Source organism: Streptomyces sp. NPDC049585, assembly GCF_040675615.1.
GTDB classification, from domain to species: domain Bacteria; phylum Actinomycetota; class Actinomycetes; order Streptomycetales; family Streptomycetaceae; genus Streptomyces; species Streptomyces luteosporeus.
In genome coordinates this window covers 223,393-246,396 of sequence record NZ_JBFAPE010000001.1, presented here as the reverse complement: position 1 = coordinate 246,396, position 23,004 = coordinate 223,393, and the positions used below count along the sequence as shown (strand labels likewise).

Below are 23,004 nucleotides of genomic sequence, written 5' to 3'. Positions count from 1 at the left end.
TAGAAGCAGCGTCGAGTTAGAAGCAAGAGTGATGTCAGTGGCCCCCGGTAGCGTTCCCGGTGTGACCCCGCGCCTGACCGATCCCGAGGAGCTCAAGGAGCTCCTCGGCATTCCGTTCACCCCGGAGCAGACGGCCTGCATCACCGCGCCGCTCGCCCCGCAGGTGATCGTGGCCGGTGCGGGTTCCGGCAAGACCACCGTCATGGCCGCCCGTGTCGTCTGGCTCGTGGGCACCGGGCAGGTGGCTCCCGAGCAGGTGCTCGGCCTGACCTTCACCAACAAGGCCGCGGGCGAGCTGGCGGAGCGCGTCCGCAAGGCCCTGGCCGCGGCCGGCACGGTTGCGGAGGACGCCGACGGCGAGCCGCGCATCTCGACGTACCACGCGTTCGCAGGTCAGCTGCTGAAGGAGCACGGCCTGCGCATCGGCCTGGAACCGAGCGCCCGGCTCCTCGCGGACGCCACCCGCTTCCAGCTGGCCGCCCGCGTGCTGCGCTCCTCCCCGGGGCCGCACCCGGCCCTGACCCGCTCGTTCGCCGACCTCGTCGCCGACCTCCTCGCGCTCGACGGCGAGCTGGCGGAGCACCTGGTCACCCCCGCCCGTCTGCGCGCGTTCGACCAGGGCCTGCTGGAGGAGCTGGACGGGGTCCGGCTGACCAACGCAGACCTGCGCAGGATCCCGGAGACCGCCCGCGCCCGCGGGGAGCTCCTCGGGCTCGTCGAGGACTACCGCCGCGAGAAGCGCTCCCGCGACCTGCTCGACTTCGGCGACCAGATCGCGCTGGCCGCCGAGCTCGCCGGCACCCGGCCGGAGGTCGGCCGCATCCTGCGCGAGAGTTACGCCGTCGTCCTCCTCGACGAGTACCAGGACACCTCCGTCGCCCAGCGCCTGCTGCTGGCCGGACTGTTCGGCGCCGGCAGCGGCCACGCCGTCACCGCCGTCGGCGACCCCTGCCAGGCCATCTACGGCTGGCGTGGCGCCTCCGTCGCCAACCTCGACGACTTCCCCCGCCACTTCCCGCACGCCGACGGCACCCCCGCCCGCCGCCAGGCCCTCAGCGAGAACCGGCGCAGCGGCGGCCGCCTCCTGGAGCTCGCCAACGGCCTCGCCGCGCCCCTGCGCGCCCGGCACGAGGGCGTGGAGGCCCTGCGCCCGGCCCCCGGCGCCGAGCGCGACGGCGTCGTGCGCTGCGCCCTGCTGCCCACGCACGCCGAGGAGCTCGCCTGGCTGGCCGACTCCCTCGCCCACCTGGTGCGCACCGGCACCCCGCCCGGGCAGATCGCCGTCCTGTGCCGTACGGCCACGGATTTCGCCGGCATCCAGGCCGCCCTCGTCGAGCGCGACGTCCCCGTCGAGGTCGTCGGCCTGTCCGGGCTGCTGCACCTGCCCGAGATCGCCGACCTGGTCGCCGTGTGCGAGGTCCTGGACGACCCCACCGCCAACGCCGCCCTCGTCCGCCTCCTGACCGGCCCCCGCTGGCGCATCGGCCCCCGCGACCTGGCCCTGCTCGGCCGCCGCGCCCGCACCCTCGTCCCGTACGCGGGCACGGGCACCGATCCCGGGCGCCGGCTGGCCGAGGCCGTCGAGGGCACCGATCCCACCGAGACCGTCTCGCTGGCCGACGCCCTCGACACCTTCCTGACCACCGCGCCCGACGACGGCCTGCCCTTCTCCAAGGAGGCCGCCGTCCGCTTCGCCCGGCTGGCGGCCGAGCTGCGCGACCTGCGGCGCAGCCTCGCCGACCCGCTCATGGACGTCCTGCACCGCGTTCTGGCGACCACCGGTCTGGAGGTCGAGCTCTCCGCCTCCCCGCACGCCCTGGCCGCCCGCCGCCGCGAGACCCTCACCCGCTTCCTGGACGTGGCCGCCGGTTTCGCCGCCCTCGACGGGGAGGCGACCCTGTCCGCCTTCCTGGGGTTCCTGCGCACGGCCGCCCAGTACGACAAGGGTCTCGACGGGTCCCTGCCCGGCGGCGAGGACACCGTCAAGATCCTCACCGCGCACAAGTCCAAGGGCCTGGAGTGGGACGTCGTGGCCGTGCCCGGCCTGGTGGCCAAGAGCTTCCCGAGCGAGCAGGGCCGCGAGGCCTGGACGGCCCAGCCCAAGGTGCTGCCGCATCCCCTGCGCGGCGACGCCACCACCCTCCCGGAGCTGACCGGCCCGGACGCCAAGGGCATGACCGCGTTCAAGGAGGCGATGAAGGAGCACCAGCACACCGAGGAGCTCCGCCTCGGCTACGTCACCTTCACCCGCCCCCGCTCCCTCCTGCTGGCCTCGGGCCACTGGTGGGGGCCCAGCCAGCGCCGGCCGCGCGGACCCTCCGTCTTCCTGGAAGCCCTGCGCGAGCACTGCGAGGCGGGCCACGGCGAGATCGAGGCCTGGGCCCCGGCCCCGGAGGAGGGCGAGGAGAACCCCGCCCTGGCCGAGGACGACCGCGAGCACTCCTGGCCCCTGCCCCTGGACGCCGCCTCCCTCGCCCGCCGCCGTGCGGCCGCCCGCGCCGTCCTGGACCACCTCGCTGCCGACGGCACCGATGCGCAGGAGGCGGAGGACGACGAGCTGCTCCCCGAGGAGGCCCGCGTCGTCGCTTCCTGGGACCGCGACCTCGACGCCCTCGTCGGCGAGCTGCGCCGCGCCCGCGCCACCGTGCGCGAGGTCGAGCTGCCGGCCGCCCTGACCGCCTCCCAGGTCGTGCGCCTGGCCGCCGACCCCGACGGTTTCGCCCGCGACCTGGCCCGCCCCATGCCCCGGCGCCCGCAGCCCGCGGCCCGCCGCGGCACCCGCTTCCACGCCTGGGTCGAATCCCGCTTCGAGACGCTGCCGCTGCCCCTGCTCGGCCCCGACGAGCTGCCCGGCGGCGAGGACGACGATTCCCGCATTGCCGACGAGCGCGACCTGGCCGAGCTGAAGGAGGCCTTCCGCCGCACCCCGTACGCCCACCGCACCCCCTACCGCGTCGAGGCGCCCGTCCAGATCACCCTCGCCGGCCGGGCGATCCGCGGCCGCATCGACGCCGTCTACCGCACCCCCGCCCCGGACGGCGGCCACCATTACGAGATCGTCGACTGGAAGACGAGCCGGGAGGGCGAGGCCGACCCCCTCCAGCTCGCGATCTACCGCGTGGCCTGGGCCGAGCAGCACGGCATACCGCTGGAATCCGTCGGCGCCGCCTTCGTGCACGTCCGCGACGGCCTGACCGTTCACCCGCCGGGCCTGCCCGACCGCGCCGGCCTCGAAAAGATCATCCTGGGGGAGGAAGTGTGAGGAAACCCGCTCCGAGCCGCACCGCGGCTCCCGATAGGCTCGATGCATGAGCAACACCCCGGACACCGTCGTCCGCGCGTACCTCGCCGAGCACCGCGCCGCCTTCCTCCAGGACCTGGCCGAGTGGCTGCGCATTCCCTCCGTCTCGGCCGACCCGGCCCACGCCCCGGACGTACGCCGCAGCGCGCAGTGGCTCGCGGACAAGCTCAAGGAGACCGGCTTCCCCGTCGCCGAGGTCTGGGAGACCGGTACGCAGGAGGCCCCCGGCGCCCCCGCCGTCTACGCGGAGTGGCCCTGCGGCGACGCCGCCGCCCCCACCGTCCTGGTCTACGGGCACCACGACGTGCAGCCCGCCGCCCGTGAGGACGGCTGGCACACCGACCCCTTCGAGCCCACCACCGTCGGCAACCGCCTCTACGCCCGCGGCGCCGCCGACGACAAGGGCCAGGTCTTCTTCCACGCCCTCGGCGTACGGGCCCACCTGGCCGCCACCGGCCGCACCACGCCCGCCGTCAACCTCAAGCTGCTGATCGAGGGCGAGGAGGAGTCCGGCTCCCCGAACTTCCCCGCCCTCCTGCACGCCCACCGCGACCGCCTCGCCTGCGACGTCGTGATCGTCTCGGACACCGGCATGTGGTCCGAGGACACCCCGACCGTCTGCACGGGCATGCGCGGCCTGGCCGAGTGCCAGATCGACCTGTACGGCCCCGACCAGGACATCCACTCCGGCTCCTTCGGCGGCGCGGTGCCCAACCCCGCCACCGAGGCCGCCCGCCTGGCCGCCGCCCTGCACGACGAGGACCGCCGCGTCACCCTCCCCGGCTTCTACGACGGCATTGTCGAGCTCACCGACCGCGAGCGCGAGCTGATCGCCGAGTTGCCCTTCGACGAGAAGCGCTGGCTGGGCGCCGCCCACTCGCACGGCACCCTCGGCGAGAGCGGCTACAGCACCCTGGAGCGCATCTGGGCCCGCCCCACCGCCGAGGTCAACGGCATCGGCGGCGGCTACCAGGGCCCCGGCGGCAAGACCATCGTCCCGTCGAGCGCCCAGCTGAAGCTGTCCTTCCGGCTCGTCGCCGGCCAGGACGCCGAGCGCATCCAGGACACCCTGCGCCAGTGGGTGGCCGGCCGGCTCCCCGCGGGCATCCGGCACGAGATCACCTTCACCGGGTCCACCCGCCCGTGCCTGACGCCCCTGGACCACCCGGCCCTGACCTCGCTCGCCCGCGCCATGGGCCGCGCCTTCGGGCAGGAGATCCGCTTCACGCGCGAGGGCGGCTCCGGCCCCGCCGCCGACCTGCAGGACGTCCTGGGCGCCCCGGTGCTGTTCCTCGGCATCTCGGTGCCCTCCGACGGCTGGCACGCCCCGAACGAGAAGGTCGAGCTGGACCTGCTCCTGAAGGGCGCCGAGAGCGCCGCCCACCTGTGGGCCGACCTCGCCGCCACCTGCGCCGGCGGGCCGGCGGCCCGCGCCTAGCCGCGGACGCCGCCCGCCGCACCACACGCCACCGGCGCCGGCCCGGCCACCGGCCCGTACCGCGGCACCAGCCGCAGCAGCACGACCACCGTCAAGAGGGGGAGTTGGAAGCAGCCGTGACCATGACCGACTGGACCGATCTCACAAGCACCCGGCCCATCACGCTCAGCGGCGCGAGCGGCATCGACAGAGCCGCCCACCACCGGCTCGACGAGGCCTGGCTCTCCGCCGCCTGGAGCCACCCCACCACCCGGGTCTTCGTGGTCTCCGGCGGTCAGGCGCTCGTCGACGACACCCCCGACGGCCGCACCGAACTGGTCATGACGCCCGCCTTCGAGGCGCCCGTCACCGAGACCCACCGCTACTTCCTGGGCCAGGACGCCGACGGCGTCGCCTACTTCGCCGTCCAGAAGGACAGCCTGCCCGGGCGCATCGACCAGTCCGCACGCCCCGCCGGGCTGCGCGAGGCCGGCCTGCTGCTCTCCCCGCGCGACGCCGGGCTGCTGGTGCACGCGGTGGCCCTGGAGAACTGGCAGCGCCTGCACCGCTTCTGCTCGCGCTGCGGCGAGCGCACCGTCATCGCCGCGGCCGGCCACGTCCGCCGCTGCCCGGCCTGCGGCGCCGAGCACTACCCGCGCACCGACCCCGCCGTGATCATGCTGGTGACCGACGAGAAGGACCGGGCCCTGCTCGGCCGGCAGATGCACTGGCCCGAGGGCCGCTTCTCGACCCTGGCGGGCTTCGTGGAGCCGGGGGAGTCCATCGAGCAGGCCGTGCGCCGCGAGGTGGCGGAGGAGGCCGGCGTGAGCGTCGGCGACGTCGAGTACGTCGCCAGCCAGCCCTGGCCCTTCCCCTCCAGCCTCATGCTGGGCTTCATGGCCAGCGCCACCTCCTGCGACATCCAGGTCGACGGCGAGGAGATCCACGAGGCGCGCTGGTTCTCCCGCGACGAGCTGCGGGCCGCGTTCGAGTCCGGGGAGGTGCTGCCCCCCACCGGCATCTCGATCGCGGCCCGGCTGATCGAGCTCTGGTACGGCGAGCCCCTGCCGTAGACCCCTGCCGCAGAGCCTGCTCAGACCCCGCTGAGGCTGCCGATCTTGGCCTTGACCTGGGCGAGGGAGGGGTTGGTGAGCGTGGAGCCGTCCGCGAAGAGAACGGTGGGGACCGTCTGGTTCCCGCCGTTCGCCTTCTCGACGAACGCCGCCGAATCGGCGTCGAGCTCGATGTTGACCTCGTTGTAGGCGATGCCCTCGCGCTCCATCTGGCTCTTCAGCCGGCGGCAGTAGCCGCACCAGGTGGTGCTGTACATCGTCACGGCGTTCGACATGCGACCCGCGCTCCTTCTGATCGGTGCTGCTCCGAGGGAGCAACCTGGTGTTTCCGGACGGTCAACGCGGACCGACGATGGCGCATTCCCGTCGCCCCCGTCGTAGTGGCGCACAGCACGTCCTGACTTGTACGACCGGCGGGTCACCCCTGTGGACAACATTCCCGCTCGCCCCGGTGGACCTGGCAGCATGGCGGGGTGACAGCAGCAACGCACTCCCCCCTCTTCTCCCAGGGCTTCCCCCAGGTGCCGGAGACGGCCGACGCGGTGCTCGACGGGCTCGACCCCGAGCAGCGCGAGGTGGCCACCGCCCTGAGCGGGCCGGTGTGCGTCCTCGCCGGTGCTGGCACCGGCAAGACCCGGGCCATCACCCACCGCATCGCCTACGGCGTGCGCTCGGGGATCCTGCAGCCCGCCAGTGTGCTCGCCGTCACCTTCACCAACCGGGCCGCCGGGGAGATGCGCGGCCGGCTGCGGCAGCTGGGCGCCGGCGGCGTCCAGGCCCGTACGTTCCACTCCGCCGCCCTGCGCCAGCTGCAGTACTTCTGGCCCAAGGCCGTCGGCGGGGAGATGCCCCGGCTGCTGGACCGCAAGGTCCAGGTGGTCGCGGAGGCCGCCGCCCGCTGCCGCATCCGCCTCGACCGCAACGAGCTGCGCGACGTCACCGCCGAGATCGAGTGGGCCAAGGTCACCCAGACCGTCCCCGAGGACTATCCGGCCGCCGCCGCCAAGGCCGGCCGCGAGGCGCCCCGCGACACCGCCGAGATCGCCCGCGTCTACGGCATGTACGAGCAGCTCAAGCGCGAGCGCGGCGTGATCGACTTCGAGGACGTGCTGCTGCTGACCGTCGGCGTCCTGCAGGACCGCCACGACATCGCCGAGACCGTGCGCCGGCAGTACCAGCACTTCGTCGTCGACGAGTACCAGGACGTCAGCCCCCTGCAGCAGCGGCTGCTGGAGCTGTGGCTGGGGGAGCGCGACACCCTGTGCGTGGTCGGCGACGCCAGCCAGACCATCTACTCCTTCACCGGCGCCACCCCCGACCACCTGCTGAACTTCCGCACCCGGCACCCCCACGCCACGGTGATCAAGCTCGTCCGGGACTACCGCTCCACCCCCCAGGTCGTCCACCTCGCCAACGGGCTGCTCTCCCAGGCCCGCGGCCGGGCCGCCGAGCACCGCCTGGAGCTGGTCTCCCAGCGCGGCCCCGGCCCCGAGCCGACCTACGCCGAGTACGCCGACGAGCCCGCCGAGGCCGAGGGCACCGCCCGCCGGGTGCGCGAGCTGATCGCCTCCGGCGTCCCCGCCAGCGAGATCGCCGTCCTGTACCGGATCAACGCCCAGTCCGAGGTCTACGAGCAGGCCCTGGCCGACGCCGGGGTGCCCTACCAGCTGCGCGGCGCCGAGCGGTTCTTCGAGCGGCCCGAGGTCCGCGAGGCCGGGCTGCTGCTGCGCGGCGCCGCCCGGGCCGGCGGCCACGGCGACGCCCAGCTCGCCGACGCCGAGGACCTGCCCGCGCAGGTACGGGCCGTGCTCGGCACCCGCGGCTGGACGCCCCAGGCCCCCGCGGGCTCCGGAGCCGTCCGCGACCGCTGGGAATCCCTGGCCGCCCTCGTGCGCCTCGCCGAGGACTTCGCCCGCGCCCGCCCCACCGCCACCCTCGCCGACCTGGTCGCCGAGCTGGACGAGCGGGCCGCCGCCCAGCACGCCCCCACCGTCGAGGGCGTCACCCTCGCCTCCCTGCACGCCGCCAAGGGCCTGGAGTGGGACGCCGTCTTCCTGGTGGGCCTCACCGAGGGCATGCTCCCCATCACCTACGCCAGGACGGACGAGCAGGTGGAGGAGGAGCGCCGCCTCCTCTACGTCGGCGTCACCCGCGCCCGGGTGCACCTGACCCTGTCCTGGGCGCTGTCCCGGGCCCCCGGCGGGCGCCCGGGCCGGCGCCCCACCCGCTTCCTGACCGGGCTGCGGCCCGGCACCACCGCGGCCCGCGCCGGGCACGCCGCCGCGCCCGCCCCCGGGCGGGGCGGCATCGAGCGCGGAGTGCGGCGCAAGCGCGGCCACGCCCGCTGCCGGGTCTGCGGGCGGACGCTGACCGACGCCGGCGAGATCAAGCTGATGCGCTGCGAGGACTGCCCCTCGGAGCTCGACGAGGCGCTCTACGAGCGGCTGCGCGACTGGCGGGCCGAGCAGGCCCGGCTGCTGGGCCAGCCCGCGTTCTGCGTCTTCACCGACAAGACGCTGCTCGCGATTGCCGAGGCCGTTCCGGGAACCGAATCGGAGCTGGCGTGCATCTCAGGTGTCGGAGGACGGAAGCTCGACCGGTTCGGGTCCGACGTCCTCGCCCTGTGCGCACGCACGGAGCCGTCTTCGGATGTGTCCCCGGACACCTCCGAAGAATCTCCGGAAAAATAGTTTGCGCCCGTGGAGGCAGTGCCCATAGCCTTCCGAGCAGGGAAACGACGGGTCCTTTACGGATCCGCCGGGTTCCTGCTGCACTCAACCGAAGACGACCGCTCGCAGCGGTCCCCGAGACGCCGAGAGGAGGCGGAGAAAATGATCAGCTTCAACAGCTTCGACAAAATGACCGATCGCCGTATCGGCTCCGCCATGCTCGGCTCCGGCTTCGGCTCCGTCCAGGGCACCGGTCTGTCCGGTGCCGGTCGGATCGTCCTCATCGAAGAGCGACCGACCAAGGCGTCCGAGGTCATGGCAGCAGCACAGGCACAGGCTCCGGCCTATGCCTTTGCGCCGGCGACCAATGGCGCCGAGTCGGTCACCGTCCAGCAGCAGCACCTTCCCAAGACGTGGGCCTTCCGTGGGCTCGAACCCTGGAGAGATCCAGCCTGATCGGCGCGATCAGGTCGGCACCTTCCAGGGCCGCGGAACCCACACCGGGATCCGCGGCCCTTCGCTTTGCCCCCAAGCCGGGGGACACCACTCCGGTCACCCGCCGGAACAACAGACGAGGAATCACACACCGTGCAACTCAAGGCGCACACCCCGTCCGTAGCCACCGACTTGATCCCCCCGCCCGTCCCCACGGAGGACTCCTTGACCGCCCTGACCACCCTGACGGACCTCGACGAGGCCATCGAGAACCTCGGCGTGCCGGTCCCGTGCCGCTCCTACGACCCCGAGGTCTTCTTCGCCGAGTCGCCGGCCGACGTCGAGTACGCCAAGTCCCTGTGCCAGACCTGCCCGCTGCGCGCCGCCTGCCTCGCCGGCGCCAAGGACCGCCGCGAGCCCTGGGGCGTCTGGGGTGGCGAGCTGTTCGTCCAGGGTGTGGTCGTCGCCCGCAAGCGCCCCCGCGGCCGCCCGCGCAAGAACCCGGTCGCCGCATGATCACCGCAGGCACCATCGACCGCCCCTCGACGCACGACCCCAAGAAGCAGGACCCGACCATGCAGCGCCCGACCCCCGAGCCCTTCGTCTCCCACGAGACCGCCACCGAGCATCGCCAGAACAGGAACCACGCCATGCAACTCATCCCAGAAGCCCTGGCCAGGGCTCATGTGCACGACAGGCTGCGCGAGGCCGAGTCCCAACGCAGGGCCGTGCGCCTGGCCGCCGCCCGGCGCATGCAGCGCCGTGCCGAGCGTGCCTCGCTGCGCGCCCGTCGCGCGCTGGCCATGGCCGTCATGCAGTGAGCGCCCGCGGGGCCGGTCCGAACGGACCGGCCCCGCGCCGCGTTGGGTGCGCCACCCGCACCCCGCCCGCTCGCGGGGCTATCGTCGGGGGCGTGGCCTCCAAGACGCATGAACCCGTGCAGCTGGGCCCCGAGCCCGCCGAGCCGGTCACCTGTGCCCGCTGCGGAACCCCGGCCCCCGGTGGCACCCCGCCCCCCACCTGGACCTGCTCCGTGGAGAACGGCAGCCGTCAGTACTTCTGCGACGCCTGCGCCCGGGCCAACATCCGGGCCATCGAGGGCCGCCTGGACTCCGCCTGGTGGTGAGGGCCCGGTGAGGGACCGGTCAGGCGGAGGTGTCCCGGCTGCGGGCGCTCGGCGCGAAGCCGGGCACCCAGGCCTCCATCTCCTCCCGGAGCCGGACCGTCGCGCCCAACTGGCAGAGCACCCCTATCGTGCTCATCGTCACCCGGTGGATCAGCAGATACGACGGCGGCAGGTTGAGCTGCCGCGCCAGCTGGTAGGCAGGGGACCGCGGGTCGGCGATGCGGGCCGCCTGCGAGCGCAGCCAGTCACGCGTGAAGGTGAACTCGTCCACCTGGGCCGGCTCGATGATGGGCACCAGGTAATCCAGCACCGCCTTCGGGTCCAGCTCGATCTCCGGCTTGACGAACCCCTCGGACCGCAGCAACTCGTGCACCGCGGGGGCGTCGCCCTCCAGCGCCAGCCGCAGGGCCGTCCCTATCTCCACCGGCAGCCCGCGCGGCAGCCGGTCGACCGTGCCGAAGTCCAGGACGCCCAGCCGCCACTTCTCCGGCGGGCCGTCGGGGGAGCCCTCGGTCAGCAGCCGGAAGTTGCCCGGGTGCGGGTCCGCGTGCAACAGGCCCGTACGGGCCACACCGGAGAACAGGAAGCGGGCCAGCAACTGCCCGGCGCGGTCCCGCTGCTCCCGGGTGCCGTGCGCTATCACCTCGGACAGCGGTACTCCCTCCAGCCACTCGGTGACCAGCACCTGATCGCCGTGGTGCACCACATCGGGCACCGCCACGTCGGCATCGCCCGCGAACTCACGGGCGTGCTCGCTCTGCGCCCGCGCCTCCAGCCCGTAGTCCAGCTCCTCCGAGACCCGGTCGCGCAGCTCCGTGATCAGCGGCTTGATGTCCATGCCCGGCACCAGCGGGCCCAGCAGCTTGGCGAATCTGCCCAGTTGGGTCAGGTCCGACAGCAGGGCCTCGCCCGCGCCCGGATACTGCACCTTCACCGCGACCTCGCGCCCGTCGTGCCAGACCGCCCGGTGCACCTGCCCGATGGAGGCCGCCGCGGCCGGCTTGTCCTCGAACTCCTCGAACAGATCCCGCCAGTCCTCGCCCAGCCGGTCCGCCAGGGCCGCATGCACCGACTTCACCGGCAACGGCGGCGCCGCCTCCTGAAGCTTGGTCAGCGCCGCCCGGTAGGGCCCGGCGACCTGCTCCGGAAGGGCCGATTCGAAGACGGACAGCGCCTGACCGAGCTTCATGGCACCCCCCTTGAGCTGCCCGAGCGTCGCGAAGAGCTGCTCGGCCGTGCGCTGCTGCAGCTCCGCGGCGATCATCTCCGCCGGCCGGCCGCCGATGCGCTTCCCCAGCCCGAGCGCCGTGCGCCCCGCGAACCCCAGCGGCAACGCGGCCAACTTGACGGTACGGGTGACCGCCTTGCGGGGTAGATCAGACATGCGCCCCTCCAACTAGCTGAACAGCCACGCCGCGGACGGCGGTTACCGGGTCATTGTCCCGTGCGGGCCGACGCGGCCCCGGCGTTCTCCGCAGGTGCGCAGTCCGCCGCTCCACACAGGCACCGCGGATGCGGCTCGACGGGACGGGGATCCCAGGCGGGCCCCGGCAGCGCCAGCTCCAGCCGTACCCCCGCGCCCGCGACGGGCCCACCGTCGAGGAAGGCCAGCGCCCGCGCCACGGTCAGCCCCGCCACGACCGTGGCCAGTGCCATGTCGCAAGACGGTACCCCCGCGGAGCGCCCCGACCGCCACTGGGCGAGCATCCGGGGCCAGGCCGGATCCCGGTCGGCCCGGGTCAGCTCGACGCAGCCCGCACAGGCCGACCGCCCCGGCAGCACCAGCGGCCCCACCACGCCGGTGGCCTCCAGCACCCCCGCGTACAGGTGCGGGGTGCCCAGGGCGACGAGGTCCTCCGCGGCCGCGGGGTCGGGGGCGTAGGCCGCGAGCCCGTCGCGCGGGGCGAGGATCACCAGGGCCGGCGCCGGCTCCGCCTCCTCCGCCTCCCGGACCCATGAGGCCCCGCCCGCCCGCGCCCGCGGCGGCGGCACCGGCACCGCCTGCTGCACCACGCGCCGGGCGGCGATGTCCCGTCGCTCGCCCGTGCGCTCGGGCCCCACCCCGCCCGGCGCCACGTCCCACGGCTCGACACGGCCCCCGTCCTGCACGTCGACGCGGCCCACCCCCGAGGCGGACAGCAGCGCCGCGACGGCCGCGCCCACCCTGCCCGCCCCGCGCACCCGCACCCGCGTCTCCTGGCGGGCCGCCAGCACCCGTAGCGCCGCACCCGGTCCGGGGTGGAGCACCGACAGCGACGCCAGGTCCGGGCGCAGCCGCTCCAGGCCCCCGCCCCGGCTGCGCAGCGCGGCGGCCCCCGTGCCGCCGCTCCGCGGGTCGTCGATCAGCCCGGCCGCGGACAGCCGCGCCACCAGGTCGTCGGCCCGGCCCTCCGGCAGCCCCATGCCCCGGGCCTCCTCCCGCAGCAGCTCCAGCCCGCGCGTCCCGTCGAGCAGGCCCATGAAGCAGCCCGTCGCGGTGTCCACCGGCCCCACCACCACCGCGTGCGCGGGGGCCACCCCGAACTGCACCGTGTCCCGGTTGCGCCAGGCCCGGCGCAGCGCCGGCTTGAGCATCGGATGCGGCCCGTGCGCCGCCGCATGCTGTGCTGCCTGCCGTGCCGCATGCTGTGTTGCTTGTTGTGCTGCCTGCCGTGCCGCCTGCTGTCCCGTTCCGAGTTCGCGTTGCTGCATGGTCTCCCCCTCGTCCGGACCCCAGCATGCCGACGGCGGGGCCGGCCCGCCCGGAGTTGTCCACAGGCCAGGGGGGATAGTCATACAAGCCGTGCGCCCTGCGGGTGGTTCCCCGACAACCGACCCGGAGGCGGGACTTCCCGCGCCGCCAGCGGGTAACGTCGGGGCGTGCCCGTCGACCCCCTGAACAGTGCCCCGAGGCCGCCGCGCAGTGCCCCGAGCCCGCTCACGCGGGCGGCGACACAGAGCGGTCCGGTCGAGGTCCGACGGAGCGCACGCCGGCGCAGGACGGTCTCCGCCTACCGCGAGGGCGACCGCACCATCGTCCTCATCCCCGCCCGCATGTCGGAGGCGGAGGAGCGGCGCTGGGTGTCGGTGATGCTGGACAAGCTCGCCGCACAGGAGAGCCGTCGGATGCTGGGCGACGGCGAGCTGCCCGAGCGCGCCCGGCGCCTGTCCGAGCAGTACCTGGGCGGGCGGGCGCGGCCGGCGAGCGTGCGCTGGGTCACCAACCAGAACACCCGCTGGGGCTCGTGCACCCCTGCCGAGGGCAGCATCCGCCTTTCGCACCGTCTGCAGGGCATGCCCGAGTACGTCGTGGACTACGTCCTGCTGCACGAGCTGGCCCACCTGCTGGTGCCCGGGCACGGGCCCGAGTTCTGGCGGCTGCTGGAGGCGTACCCCCGCACCGAGCGCGCCCGCGGTTACCTCGAAGGCGTGGTCGCCGCCGACCGGCTGCCGCACCTGCCCGCCGCCCGCAGCGAGTAGCAGCCGAGCCGCACTCGAGCGGCACCACACGCAACGGCGGACCGCGCACCGGCGTGTAACGGTATGCGGCCGTCCCGTACCGGAATCGCCCCGGGATCACGGGCTGTCGCCGGCAGCGGTTAGCCTGGCGCAACGCGACGCGCCAGCAGGGCGTCCGCGGCAACGCCTTCGCACGGTACGGATGGGGGACGGTCGTCACGCATGTCCAGGGAATTCCAGCGCGGCCACAAGGCCAGGGTCAGTGACCTGACGGCGGGCACCGATCTGTACGTGGGAGTGCAGGTCGCCGGCCCCGGTCTGACCTTCGACATCAGCTGCTTCGGGCTCGACGCCGACGAGCGGCTCTCGGACGACCGGTACTTCGTCTTCTTCAACCAGCCAGCCTCGCCCGAGGAGGCCATCCAGCTGCTCGGGCCGCAGGCCGGGGACACGGAGTCCTTCCGTGTCACCCTCGACCGCATCCCCTCCCACATCCGCAAGCTGACCTTCACCGCAACCCTCGACGGCGACGGGCAGATGGGGCAGATCGGCCCGGGCCACCTGCGCCTGGTCGCGGGCGGCGTGGAGGTCGCCCGGTACGCGTTCACCGGCGCGGAGTTCAGCACCGAGCGCGCGGTGATGCTCGGGGACCTCTACCTGAAGGACGTGTGGCGCTTCGCCGCGGTCGGGCAGGGCTTCGACGGCGGTCTGGAGGCGCTGCTGAGGAACTTCGGCGGCGAGGTCCTGGAGGAGGAGCCCGCCCCGGCGCAGGCCCCGGCCGCGCCCGCCTTCGTACCCCCGGCACAGGCCACCCCGGCCGCGCCGCCCGCCTTCGCGCCGCCGGCCGCCTCCCAGGACCCGGCCCGCAAGCCCGCCGCAGCGGCCCCGCAGCCCGCCCCGGCCTTCGCGCCGCCGCCCGGCAGCACCCCGCCGCCCGGCAGCACCCCGCCGCCGGCCGCCCCGCAGGTGCATGCGGCCCCCACGCTGGCCGCCCCCCTCGCCCCGCCCGGCTACTTCTCCGGCGAGCCCGCGCCCGCCGCCGACCGCACCCCCGCCCGCGGGACCGTCCCGCCGCCTCCCGGCCCGCCCGGCATGCCGGGCCAGCACGCCTCGTACGGCCACTCCGCGACCCCGGCACCGGCCCCGGCGTACGGCAACCCCCAGCAGTACGGCGCCCCGCCCGCGCCCCCCGCCCCGCCGGCGCCGACCCAGCCGTACCCGGTCGGCCAGCCCCCGTACGCCCCCGGTACGCCGCCCCACGGCACCGGCGCGCCCGCCGGCGCCCCGGGCGTGCAGGCCGCCTTCGGCCCGTACCGCGAGGCGCCCACCGGCCAGCGCTGGACCCTGCAGAACCCCAAGCTCATCCGCGCCGACCTCGGCGCCGACCCGCAGCCCGTGCTCGCCCGGCAGGGCAGCATGGTGCTCTACCAGGGCAAGGTCGAGTTCGGCTACAAGGGCGCCGGCTTCATGGGCCGCATCGTCGGCAACGCCACCGGCCAGGAGATGCAGCTGATGCGCTGCACCGGCCGCGGCCAGGTCTTCCTCGCGGAGAACGCGGCCCACCTGCACCCCATCCAGCTGGAGAACGACGCGATCTGCGTCAGCGCCGACGCCGTCCTCGCCTTCGACGAGTCGCTGCACCACGAGGTGCGCCGGATCGACGGCCACGGCATCCCCGGCGGGGCGCTGTTCACCATGCAGTTCCACGGCACCGGCACCGTCGTGCTGAAGACCCGCGGCACCCCCGTGGTGCTGCCGGTCACGCCCACCACCTTCGCCGACGCCAACGCCGTCGTCGCCTGGTCGGCCGGCGCCCAGGTCGTCGTCACCAGCCAGGTGCGGCTGCGCCGCCACGCCTACCCCGGCCACAGCGGGGAGACCGTGAACCTCCAGTTCCGCGGTGCGCCCGGCAACTTCATCGTCGTCCAGCCCTACGAGGTCTGAGGGAGCCCGTCATGGACCAGTCACTGATCGCGGGCCACGCCCCGACCCCGCCCGCCGCCCGCATGGAGAACCACGGCAGCAGCATGCTGAAGGTCGCCATGCAGAGCGGCCACGACCTGTTCGCCCGCACGGGATCGATGGTCGCCTACGAGGGCTTCGTCCAGTACGAGCCCAATCCGCCCGCCCTGCGCCAGATGGCCTCCCAGTGGCTGACCGGCGAGGGCGTGCCGCTCATGAAGTGCAGCGGCGACGGCCTGCTCTACCTCGCCGACTACGGCGCGGACGTCGTGTGCATCCAGCTGGCGGGGGAGTCCGTCTCCGTCAACGGCACCAACCTGCTCGCGTTCGACGCCCACCTGCAGTTCGGCGTCGAACGCGTCAAGGGCATGGCCAAGTTCGCCGGCCAGGGCCTGTTCAACGTCGTCGTCAGCGGCACCGGCTGGGTCGCGCTCACCTCGCGCGGCACGCCCATCGTCGTCGACTGCGGCAGCGGCGAGGACGAGACCTACGTGGACCCCGACGCGCTCGTGGCCTGGTCCACCAACCTGCGGATGAAGGGGAAGCGCAGCTTCAAGGCGTCCTCCATCATCGGCCGCGGCAGCGGCGAGGCGTACCAACTGGGTTTCTCCGGCCAGGGATTCGTGGTCGTGCAGCCCAGCGAGGACAGTACGGACCGGCTCCGGGCCCGGGGCTGAGGGGGACGGAAGAGACCATGCAGAGCCCGCTTTTCGCCTACACCGAGGCCCAGACGCAGGACCGCTACGCCCTGCAGAACGCGTACATGCTGCGCGTCAGCCTGAACGGCCACGAGGACGTCCTGGCCCGCAAGGGCGCGATGGTGGCCTACCAGGGCCTCATCGAGTTCGACGGTGAGTACATGTCGGCCCAGCGGCAGTACCAGCAGGCCTACACCGGTGAGGGCCTGGACCTGATGCGCTGCTCCGGGCAGGGCACCGTCTACCTCGCCAACCTCGCGCAGCACGTCCACGTGGTCGACGTCGACCACGACGGCCTGACCGTGGACAGCGCCTACGTCCTCGCCATGGACTCCACCCTCCACTGGGACTCCGTCGCCGTGGACAGCCAGTACGGCATCTCCGGCACCGGGTCGTACAACCTCGCCATCAGCGGCCGCGGCAAGGTCGCGCTGATGACCTCCGGGCAGCCGTTGATGATGCAGGTCACGCCCGACAAGTACGCCTACGCGGACGCGGACGCCGTCGTCGCCTGGTCCTCCTCGCTGCGCGTGCAGATGCAGGCGCAGACCTCCTCCTCCGGCGTCTGGCGGCGCCGCGGCGGCACGGGCGAGGGCTGGGAGCTGGCCTTCATGGGCACCGGCTACGTCCTCGTGCAGCCCAGTGAGTTGATGCCGCCGCAGGGCGCGCAGATCGGCCAGGGCCTGGCCGCCCAGTACGGCTTCGGTCAGCACGGCGCCCACGCGCAGAACCAGGGCAACATCTGGACGAACTGAATCGGGCATGCGTAAGGGGCGGTCACCATGGGTGACCGCCCCTTACGCATGCTTCTACAGCCGCGCCAGCGTGCGCCGCACCAGCTGGACGACCGACTCGTCGGCCACGTCCGCGACCTCGTCGTAGGTGAACCAGCGCAGGTCCAGCGACTCGTCGCTGATCGCCTCGACCGCGCCCTGCGGCACCAGCGCCGCGTACTGCACGTCCAGGTGCCAGTTGCAGGGGGCCGGGATCGGGTGCCGGTCCAGGCGCACCGGGCCGCCGGGCAGCAGCGTCAGCCCCGCGATGCCGGACTCCTCGGTGGCCTCCCGAAGGGCCGCCTCCTCCACGGTGGCGTCACCGGGCTCGCAGTGGCCGCCCATCTGCAGCCACATGCCCAGCTTGCGGTGCAGGGTGAGCAGCACCTTGCCGCGCTCCGGGTCGATCACCAGGGCGCTCGCGGTGACGTGGCCCGCCTCGCACGGCTTCCACATGCCGTCGGGGTGGGCCGCCAGGTGGTCCAGGTAGACGGCGCGCAGCTCGTCCTGGTCCGCGTACTCCTTCAGCACGCGGACCGCGTTCTCGTGCAGGCTCACTTCTTCTCGTCACCCTCGGCGTCGTCGCCCTTGCCGTCGCCCTTGTCATCGCCCTTGGAGTCCTGGCGGGGCTCGTGGCGACCCTGTGCGGCCTCGCCGAGCATCTTGTCCAGCTCGGAGAAGTCCAGGTGCTCGCGGTGCACGAAGCCGTCCGGGTCGTCCAGGTCGGCGGCCGTGGGCAGCATGTCCGGGTGCTCCCACAGGGCGTCGCGGCCCTCGGTGCCCCGGGCGTCGGCCAGCGACGCCCACAGCCGCGAGGCGTCCCGCAGACGGCGCGGGCGCAGCTCCAGGCCGATCAGGGTGGCGAAGGTCTGCTCCGCCGGGCCGCCGGAGGCGCGGCGGCGGCGCAGGGTCTCGCGCAGCGCGCCGGCCGACGGCAGATGGGGCTCGGCCGCGGCGTGCACGACCGCGTCCACCCAGCCCTCGACGAGCGCCAGGGCGGTCTCCAGGCGGGCCAGGGCGGCCTTCTGCTCCGGGGTGTCCTCCGGCTGGAACATGCCCTGCTGGAGGGCCTCCTGCATCTGCTCCGGGTGCGTCGGGTCGAGCTGACCCACGACGTCCTCGAGCTTGGCCGTGTCGACCTTGATGCCGCGGGCGTAGCCCTCGACCGCACCGAACAGGTGCGAGCGCAGCCACGGCACGTGGGCGAAGAGCCGCTGGTGGGCGGCCTCGCGCAGGGCCAGGTACAGCCGCACCTCGTCCTGCGGGACGCCCAGGCCGGAGCCCAGCGCCGCGATGTTCAGCGGCAGCAGCGCGGCCTTGCCGGGCGGGGTCAGCGGCAGGCCGATGTCGGTCGAACCGACGACCTCGCCCGCGAGCACGCCCACGGCCTGGCCGATCTGGGTGCCGAACATCGCGCCGCCCATGCTGCGCATCATGCCCAGCAGCGGGCCCGCCATGGCCTGCATCTCCTCGGGCAGCACCTCGCCCATGGCCGCGCCGACGCGCTCGGCGACCGGGTCGACCAGGTCCCGCCACACGGGCAGGGTCGCCTCGACCCACTCCGCGCGGCTCCAGGCCACGGCGGTGCCCGCGCCCGAGGGCAGCGAGGTCACGCCGTCCAGCCACAGGTCGGCCAGGCGCACGGCCTCCTCGACCGCGGACCGCTCGCCGGCCGTGACGCTGGCGTCCTTGCTGCCGCCGGCCGTGCCCTGGGCCACCGTCTGGCGGGCGATCTGCTTGGCCATGTCCCAGTTCACCGGGCCGCCCTCGTAGGAGAGCATCTGGCCGAGCTGCTGGAAGGCGGCGCCGAGATCGTTGGGGTTCATGGAGCCGAACATCGCGGCGAACGGATTGTCCGCACCGCCGGCCGCGCCGAACCCGAAGGGATTCGCGGGCCCCTGGCCGCCTCCCTGGCCACCGCCCTTCTTCTTGCCGTCGTCGCCGTTCTCCGGCTCCTCCGGCGGAAGACCGAATCCGAATGGGGTGTCACTCACGGGTTTCCTCGGCTCGTAGGGCCACCGGCTCCGGACCGGCGGCGAATGCCCGACAACACCACCAAGCGTAGACACCCCGCCGCTATCCGGGCTTGGTGCTCCGCCCGCCCGGGGCCTGCGGCAGGATGGACGTCACCTGGTCCGTACGCGTCACGAAGAACGTGGCGTGCACGTACTGAAGACAACCGCTGGAGACGCCCGGTGAGTTCCCCCGACCGAGAAGCCGACCGAGAAGTTCGCGCAGCGCGAAACGGTTCCGCGCCCGACGACGCGCTGCGCACGTCCGGCGTGCCCGCGCCCGGCCCGGGCCGCGACGGCCGCCGCCCGGTGGTCGCGGTCACCGGCGCCGCCCGCGGCGTCGGCGCCCTGCTCACGCGCCGCCTGGCCGCGTCCGAGGAGATCAAGCACCTGATCGCCATCGACGAGCGCCGCGGCGACGTCACCGAGGCGCAGTGGCACGTGCTGGACGTGCGCGACCCGGCGATCGCCGAGCGGCTGCGCGGCGCCGACGTGGTCGTCCACCTCGCGCTCGACCTCGACCTGGAGGGCGACCCGGCCGCCCGCACCGCCTACAACGTGCGCGGCACCCAGACCGTGCTCACCGCCGCCGCGGCGGCCGGCGTGCACCGCGTGGTGCTGTGCACCTCCGCCATGGTCTACGGCGCCCGCCCCGACAACGACGTGCCGCTGTCGGAGGACGCCGAGCTGCGGGCCACCGCCGAGGCGACCGGCGTGGGGGACCTGCTGGAGATAGAGCGGCTGGCCAGGCGTGCGCCCCGGGCGCACCCCGGCCTGAACGTCACGGTGCTGCGGCCCGCCGTCCTGGTCGGCGGCACGGACACCGCCCTGACCCGCTACTTCGAGTCGCCCCGCCTGCTGGTCGTCGCCGGCTCCCGGCCCGCCTGGCAGTTCTGCCACGTCGAGGACCTGGTGAGCGCCCTGGAGTTCGCCGCCCTGGAGAAGGCCGAGGGCGAGCTGGCCGTCGGCTGCGACGGCTGGCTGGAGCAGGAGGAGGTCGAGGAGCTCAGCGGCATCCGGCGCATGGAGCTGCCCTCGGCCGTCGCCCTGGGCGCCGCCTCCCGGCTGCACCGCCTGGGCCTGACCCCCTCCCCGGCGGGCGACCTGGAGTACACGATGCACCCCTGGGTGGTCAGCGGCCACCGGCTGCACGACGCGGGCTGGCGGCCCCGCTGGACCAACGAGGAGGTCCTCGCGGAGCTCCTGGAGGAGGTTTCGGGCCGGCGCACGGTCGCGGGCCGCCGCCTGGGCCGCAAGGACGCCACCGCCGCGGGCGCCGCGGGTGCGACCGTGGCCCTGCTCGGCACCGCCGCACTGGTCCGCCGGGCCCGCAAGGCCCGCCGCCGGCTCTAGACCGGCTCCGGGGCCCTGGGCCGGCTCCGGACCGGCTCCAGGGGTGCGCAAGGGGAACGGGGGAGCGGGGGATTCGTACGATGGGCGCCATGGCGCCTACCCCCCACCATCCCGGCGAGCTCGCCGCCGACGACCCCATACGACTGCTCGCGGTGCGGGAGACCCCGCTGTCCCTGGACGAGGTCTTCGCGGCCGTGGGCGATCCCGCGGCCGGCGGCACCGCGCTGTTCGTGGGCACCGTGCGGGACCACGACGGCGGCGCGGACGTCGCCGCCCTCGGCTACTCCGCCCACCCCACCGCCGAGGCCGAGCTGCGCAAGGTGGCCGAGAAGGTGGCGGGGGACTTCCCCGTACGGGCTCTGGCCGCCGTGCACCGGGTGGGCGAGCTGGCCGTGGGCGACCTGGCGGTCGTGGTGGCCGTGTCGTGCGCGCACCGGGGGGAGGCGTTCGCCGCGTGCCGGCAGCTGATCGACGACCTCAAGGCGAACGTGCCGATCTGGAAGCACCAGCGGTTCAGCGACGGCACGGACGAGTGGGTAGGGGCCTGAACGGCTGGATCTGTGTCAAAGTCGCCCACGAACGGGCCCTGCCTGGTTGCGTAACCGGGCCCCCGACGTAAGCGTTGAGACCGAAGATGACTAATCTGCTCATCACTTCAGTTGCGATTGCGTGAGGGGTCGGAGGCCGGCATGGCGGCGCTCGCTTGGTTGCTGATTCCGGTGGTGGCGGCCCTTGCCGCCGCCCTGTGGGGAAGCTGGGCAGCCCGGAACCGCAAGACCGGCGATGTCGCGGAACTGGCCGGTTATGCAAAGTTCCGGGAGGCGATGGAGCGGACCGAGTCCGGATCCGGCTCGGCGGGCTAGCAGCGGGCCGGCACCGGGCGATTTCCGCACCCGGAGGCCCACCTGCCCCGTACGGACCGCCCCAGCAGTGGACTGCCGGACCCGTCCCGTACTGTCGTTCCATGCCCCGCCGCACCGCGACGATGCTCGCGTCCCTCCTGATGCTGATCGCGCTGCTCTGCGCAGGCGTGCTGATCCCCGTGCCCTACGCGGAGATGTCCCCGGGCCCGACGGTCAACACTCTCGGCGAGCACGGGGGCGAGCCCGTCCTGCAGATCTCCGGGCACAAGACGTACCCCACCAGTGGCCACCTCAACATGACCACGGTCCGCGTGACCGGCTCGCAGTACCGGATGAACCTGGTGGAGGCCGTCTACGGCTGGCTGGCCCACGACAACCTGGTCGTGCCGCACAGCACGCTCTACCCGGACGACAAGTCGCCGGACGAGCTGAACCAGGAGACGGCGGAGGAGTTCAGCCAGTCGCAGGAGAGCGCCAAGGTCGCGGCTCTGAAACAGCTGGACATCCCCGTCGGCACGCGCGTGATCGTCTCCTCGGTGGTCAAGGGCAGCCCGGCCGAGGGCACGCTGCACGCCGGTGACGTCATCCGGTCCGTGGACGGTACGCGCATCGAGCAGCCCGGCGACGTGGCCAAGCAGGTCACCCGGCACAAGCCGGGCGAGAAGGTGACCTTCGTGATCGTGCCCGCCAAGGAGGCGGCCGCGGCCGAGAAGGAGAAGCGCGAGCCCAGGGGCGAGCAGAGCGTCACCCTGGTCACGGGCAAGGCGCCGGACGACAACCGGGCGATCGTCGGCATCCAGGCGGGGACGGACCACACCTTCCCGTTCACGATCAACATCAAGCTGGCGGACGTGGGCGGCCCGAGCGCGGGCCTGATGTTCGCGCTGGGGATAGTCGACAAGCTCACGCCCGAGGACCTCACGGGCGGCAAGTTCGTCGCCGGCACCGGCACCATCGACGACGACGGCAAGGTCGGCCCGATCGGCGGCGTGGAGATGAAGACGGTCGGCGCCCGCTCCAAGGGCGCCCAGTACTTCCTGACGCCCAAGGACAACTGCGCGGCCGCCGCCAAGGACACCCCCTCGGGCCTGACCCTGGTCAAGGTGGACACGATCAAGGACGCGCTGGCGTCCCTGGAGAAGATCCGCAAGGGGGACCGGGCCGGCCTGCCGCAGTGCACGGCAGGCCAGGCCCGCTGAGCTGAAGAAGGCTCCCGTCAGTCCGCGAAGGTGGCGGCGAGGGCGTCGGCCAGGCCCGGCACCAGGTCGGCACCGGTGAGGACCTCCTTGGCGGAGTCCTTCTCGCGCAGCCGCACCGCGGACTCGCGGGCGCCGTCGCGCAGCACCGCGACGGTCATCCGCACCTCCTGGCGGTCGGGGTGCCGGGCCACCCACTGGGCCAGCTGCTTCTCATTGAGGTTGTGCGGAACGGACGCCTCGGCCGACGGCGGCAGCATCAGCCGCTCCACGGTCAGGGCGCAGCCCGCCACCGCGTCGGGCCAGGCGATCGTGGCGAGGAACTCGTCGAGCGCGGTGCCGGCCGGCAGCTCCTCCTGCTCGACGGGGGTGTAGGAGACGGCGGCGGAGGCCGCGGAGGAGTCGAGGCCGAGCTGGGCGGCCAGGCCGGGCTCCTGGGCCCGCAGCCTGGCGGTGTCGACCAGGGCGAACAGCCGTGCGGGCTGGTCCCAGCCGAGACCCGCGGTGTACTCGTCGATCTCGAGCACGGCACGGGTCAGCGGGCTGGCCGCCATGGGGACGTCGGGCTCCTGGGAGCCGGGAAGGTTCGAACCGGTATTGCTGGACATGGTCAATATCGTGCCCTGAGAGAGGCCGAAAACGGGAACCGAGTAAAGCCTCGGTAAGTTGCCACAGTGGGTCCTACTAT

22 protein-coding genes are annotated in these 23,004 nt (G+C 73.7%); 16 read left to right on the top strand and 6 right to left on the bottom strand.

Annotated elements, in window-relative coordinates; genetic code table 11:
- Window positions 1-61 precede the first annotated feature (61 nt).
- The 3 genes from AB0K17_RS01150 to nudC all read left to right on the top strand — a co-directional run bounded on the left by AB0K17_RS01150 (window position 62) and on the right by nudC (window position 5,791).
- The gene (locus AB0K17_RS01150; RefSeq protein ID WP_365981696.1) at window positions 62-3,262 is read left to right on the top strand and encodes an ATP-dependent DNA helicase; all 3,201 of its coding nucleotides are present in this window, start codon (window positions 62-64) and stop codon (window positions 3,260-3,262) included.
- Window positions 3,263-3,308: 46 nt separating this feature from the next.
- Window positions 3,309-4,739, top strand: a complete 1,431-nt coding sequence (locus AB0K17_RS01145) for a dipeptidase (RefSeq protein ID WP_365981695.1) — start codon at window positions 3,309-3,311, stop codon at window positions 4,737-4,739.
- Window positions 4,740-4,861: 122 nt separating this feature from the next.
- Window positions 4,862-5,791, top strand: coding sequence for an NAD(+) diphosphatase (gene nudC / locus AB0K17_RS01140; RefSeq protein WP_365965362.1), 930 nt, complete (start codon window positions 4,862-4,864; stop codon window positions 5,789-5,791).
- Window positions 5,792-5,811: 20 nt separating this feature from the next.
- Here nudC and AB0K17_RS01135 read toward each other — a convergent pair whose 3' ends face one another.
- Window positions 5,812-6,066, bottom strand: a complete 255-nt coding sequence (locus tag AB0K17_RS01135; protein WP_365965340.1) for a mycoredoxin — start codon at window positions 6,064-6,066, stop codon at window positions 5,812-5,814.
- Window positions 6,067-6,264: 198 nt separating this feature from the next.
- Here AB0K17_RS01135 and AB0K17_RS01130 point away from each other — a divergent pair, with 198 nt between their 5' ends.
- The 5 genes from AB0K17_RS01130 (at window position 6,265) to AB0K17_RS01110 (ending at window position 10,021) form a co-directional block, all read left to right on the top strand.
- Window positions 6,265-8,481, top strand: a complete 2,217-nt coding sequence (locus tag AB0K17_RS01130) for an ATP-dependent DNA helicase UvrD2 (RefSeq protein ID WP_365981694.1) — start codon at window positions 6,265-6,267, stop codon at window positions 8,479-8,481.
- Between the two features lie 141 nt (window positions 8,482-8,622).
- Complete coding sequence (locus AB0K17_RS01125) at window positions 8,623-8,916, top strand: hypothetical protein (protein WP_365965338.1); 294 nt, start codon at window positions 8,623-8,625, stop codon at window positions 8,914-8,916.
- A 132-nt stretch (window positions 8,917-9,048) separates the two neighbouring features.
- Window positions 9,049-9,411: a WhiB family transcriptional regulator gene (locus AB0K17_RS01120; protein WP_344438215.1), complete on the top strand. Its 363-nt coding sequence runs from the start codon at window positions 9,049-9,051 to the stop codon at window positions 9,409-9,411.
- The gene (locus AB0K17_RS01115) at window positions 9,408-9,716 is read left to right on the top strand and encodes a hypothetical protein (protein WP_365965337.1); all 309 of its coding nucleotides are present in this window, start codon (window positions 9,408-9,410) and stop codon (window positions 9,714-9,716) included. The genes AB0K17_RS01120 and AB0K17_RS01115 overlap by 4 nt, the downstream gene beginning before the upstream one ends.
- A gap of 92 nt (window positions 9,717-9,808) precedes the next feature.
- Entirely contained in the window at window positions 9,809-10,021 is a 213-nt protein-coding gene (locus AB0K17_RS01110) for a hypothetical protein (protein ID WP_365965336.1), read from the top strand.
- 19 nt (window positions 10,022-10,040) lie between these two features.
- Here the strand turns inward: AB0K17_RS01110 and AB0K17_RS01105 are convergent, their stop codons facing one another.
- Window positions 10,041-11,405: an AarF/ABC1/UbiB kinase family protein gene (locus AB0K17_RS01105; RefSeq protein ID WP_365965335.1), complete on the bottom strand. Its 1,365-nt coding sequence runs from the start codon at window positions 11,403-11,405 to the stop codon at window positions 10,041-10,043.
- Between the two features lie 50 nt (window positions 11,406-11,455).
- Complete coding sequence (locus tag AB0K17_RS01100; protein WP_365981693.1) at window positions 11,456-12,595, bottom strand: ThiF family adenylyltransferase; 1,140 nt, start codon at window positions 12,593-12,595, stop codon at window positions 11,456-11,458.
- Between the two features lie 285 nt (window positions 12,596-12,880).
- Here AB0K17_RS01100 and AB0K17_RS01095 point away from each other — a divergent pair, with 285 nt between their 5' ends.
- The 4 genes from AB0K17_RS01095 to AB0K17_RS01080 all read left to right on the top strand — a co-directional run bounded on the left by AB0K17_RS01095 (window position 12,881) and on the right by AB0K17_RS01080 (window position 16,874).
- Complete coding sequence (locus tag AB0K17_RS01095) at window positions 12,881-13,480, top strand: M48 family metallopeptidase (protein ID WP_365965333.1); 600 nt, start codon at window positions 12,881-12,883, stop codon at window positions 13,478-13,480.
- A gap of 201 nt (window positions 13,481-13,681) precedes the next feature.
- The gene (locus tag AB0K17_RS01090) at window positions 13,682-15,403 is read left to right on the top strand and encodes a TerD family protein (RefSeq protein WP_365981692.1); all 1,722 of its coding nucleotides are present in this window, start codon (window positions 13,682-13,684) and stop codon (window positions 15,401-15,403) included.
- 11 nt (window positions 15,404-15,414) lie between these two features.
- Window positions 15,415-16,098, top strand: coding sequence for an AIM24 family protein (locus AB0K17_RS01085; RefSeq protein ID WP_365965331.1), 684 nt, complete (start codon window positions 15,415-15,417; stop codon window positions 16,096-16,098).
- 17 nt (window positions 16,099-16,115) lie between these two features.
- A complete protein-coding gene (locus AB0K17_RS01080) occupies window positions 16,116-16,874 on the top strand; it encodes an AIM24 family protein (protein WP_365965330.1) in 759 nt (252 codons plus the stop codon).
- A gap of 54 nt (window positions 16,875-16,928) precedes the next feature.
- Here AB0K17_RS01080 and AB0K17_RS01075 read toward each other — a convergent pair whose 3' ends face one another.
- Together AB0K17_RS01075 and AB0K17_RS01070 are read right to left on the bottom strand one after the other, a co-directional pair.
- Window positions 16,929-17,450 (bottom strand): NUDIX hydrolase, encoded by a 522-nt coding sequence (locus tag AB0K17_RS01075; protein WP_365981691.1) that lies wholly within the window; start codon window positions 17,448-17,450, stop codon window positions 16,929-16,931.
- Window positions 17,447-18,886, bottom strand: a complete 1,440-nt coding sequence (locus tag AB0K17_RS01070) for a zinc-dependent metalloprotease (protein WP_365981690.1) — start codon at window positions 18,884-18,886, stop codon at window positions 17,447-17,449. Before AB0K17_RS01070 ends, AB0K17_RS01075 begins: the two co-directional genes overlap by 4 nt.
- A gap of 201 nt (window positions 18,887-19,087) precedes the next feature.
- On the opposite strand from AB0K17_RS01070, the gene AB0K17_RS01065 reads away from it, so the two are divergent.
- From AB0K17_RS01065 to AB0K17_RS01050, 4 genes are all read left to right on the top strand, one after another.
- The gene (locus AB0K17_RS01065) at window positions 19,088-20,257 is read left to right on the top strand and encodes an SDR family oxidoreductase (protein WP_365965327.1); all 1,170 of its coding nucleotides are present in this window, start codon (window positions 19,088-19,090) and stop codon (window positions 20,255-20,257) included.
- An 89-nt stretch (window positions 20,258-20,346) separates the two neighbouring features.
- Window positions 20,347-20,805 (top strand): molybdenum cofactor biosynthesis protein MoaE, encoded by a 459-nt coding sequence (locus tag AB0K17_RS01060; RefSeq protein ID WP_365981689.1) that lies wholly within the window; start codon window positions 20,347-20,349, stop codon window positions 20,803-20,805.
- A 141-nt stretch (window positions 20,806-20,946) separates the two neighbouring features.
- Window positions 20,947-21,120: a hypothetical protein gene (locus tag AB0K17_RS01055; protein WP_344438190.1), complete on the top strand. Its 174-nt coding sequence runs from the start codon at window positions 20,947-20,949 to the stop codon at window positions 21,118-21,120.
- A 101-nt stretch (window positions 21,121-21,221) separates the two neighbouring features.
- A complete protein-coding gene (locus tag AB0K17_RS01050; protein WP_365965325.1) occupies window positions 21,222-22,319 on the top strand; it encodes a PDZ domain-containing protein in 1,098 nt (365 codons plus the stop codon).
- Window positions 22,320-22,336: 17 nt separating this feature from the next.
- Here the strand turns inward: AB0K17_RS01050 and AB0K17_RS01045 are convergent, their stop codons facing one another.
- Window positions 22,337-22,924, bottom strand: coding sequence for a PPA1309 family protein (locus AB0K17_RS01045; protein WP_365965324.1), 588 nt, complete (start codon window positions 22,922-22,924; stop codon window positions 22,337-22,339).
- Window positions 22,925-23,004: the final 80 nt, after the last annotated feature.

What these genes read in the sequence shown, in the direction of transcription:
- AB0K17_RS01145 (WP_365981695.1), top strand. Translation starts at nt 3,309, where the DNA reads ATGAGCAACACCCCGGACACCGTCGTCCGCGCGTACCTCGCCGAGCAC.
- AB0K17_RS01105 (WP_365965335.1), bottom strand. Translation starts at nt 11,405, where the DNA reads ATGTCTGATCTACCCCGCAAGGCGGTCACCCGTACCGTCAAGTTGGCC.
- AB0K17_RS01125 (WP_365965338.1), top strand. Translation starts at nt 8,623, where the DNA reads ATGATCAGCTTCAACAGCTTCGACAAAATGACCGATCGCCGTATCGGC.
- nudC (WP_365965362.1), top strand. Translation starts at nt 4,862, where the DNA reads ATGACCGACTGGACCGATCTCACAAGCACCCGGCCCATCACGCTCAGC.
- AB0K17_RS01085 (WP_365965331.1), top strand. Translation starts at nt 15,415, where the DNA reads ATGGACCAGTCACTGATCGCGGGCCACGCCCCGACCCCGCCCGCCGCC.
- AB0K17_RS01050 (WP_365965325.1), top strand. Translation starts at nt 21,222, where the DNA reads ATGCCCCGCCGCACCGCGACGATGCTCGCGTCCCTCCTGATGCTGATC.
- AB0K17_RS01045 (WP_365965324.1), bottom strand. Translation starts at nt 22,924, where the DNA reads ATGTCCAGCAATACCGGTTCGAACCTTCCCGGCTCCCAGGAGCCCGAC.
- AB0K17_RS01060 (WP_365981689.1), top strand. Translation starts at nt 20,347, where the DNA reads ATGGCGCCTACCCCCCACCATCCCGGCGAGCTCGCCGCCGACGACCCC.
- AB0K17_RS01115 (WP_365965337.1), top strand. Translation starts at nt 9,408, where the DNA reads ATGATCACCGCAGGCACCATCGACCGCCCCTCGACGCACGACCCCAAG.
- AB0K17_RS01055 (WP_344438190.1), top strand. Translation starts at nt 20,947, where the DNA reads ATGGCGGCGCTCGCTTGGTTGCTGATTCCGGTGGTGGCGGCCCTTGCC.
- AB0K17_RS01100 (WP_365981693.1), bottom strand. Translation starts at nt 12,595, where the DNA reads ATGCTCAAGCCGGCGCTGCGCCGGGCCTGGCGCAACCGGGACACGGTG.
- AB0K17_RS01135 (WP_365965340.1), bottom strand. Translation starts at nt 6,066, where the DNA reads ATGTCGAACGCCGTGACGATGTACAGCACCACCTGGTGCGGCTACTGC.
- AB0K17_RS01090 (WP_365981692.1), top strand. Translation starts at nt 13,682, where the DNA reads ATGTCCAGGGAATTCCAGCGCGGCCACAAGGCCAGGGTCAGTGACCTG.
- AB0K17_RS01080 (WP_365965330.1), top strand. Translation starts at nt 16,116, where the DNA reads ATGCAGAGCCCGCTTTTCGCCTACACCGAGGCCCAGACGCAGGACCGC.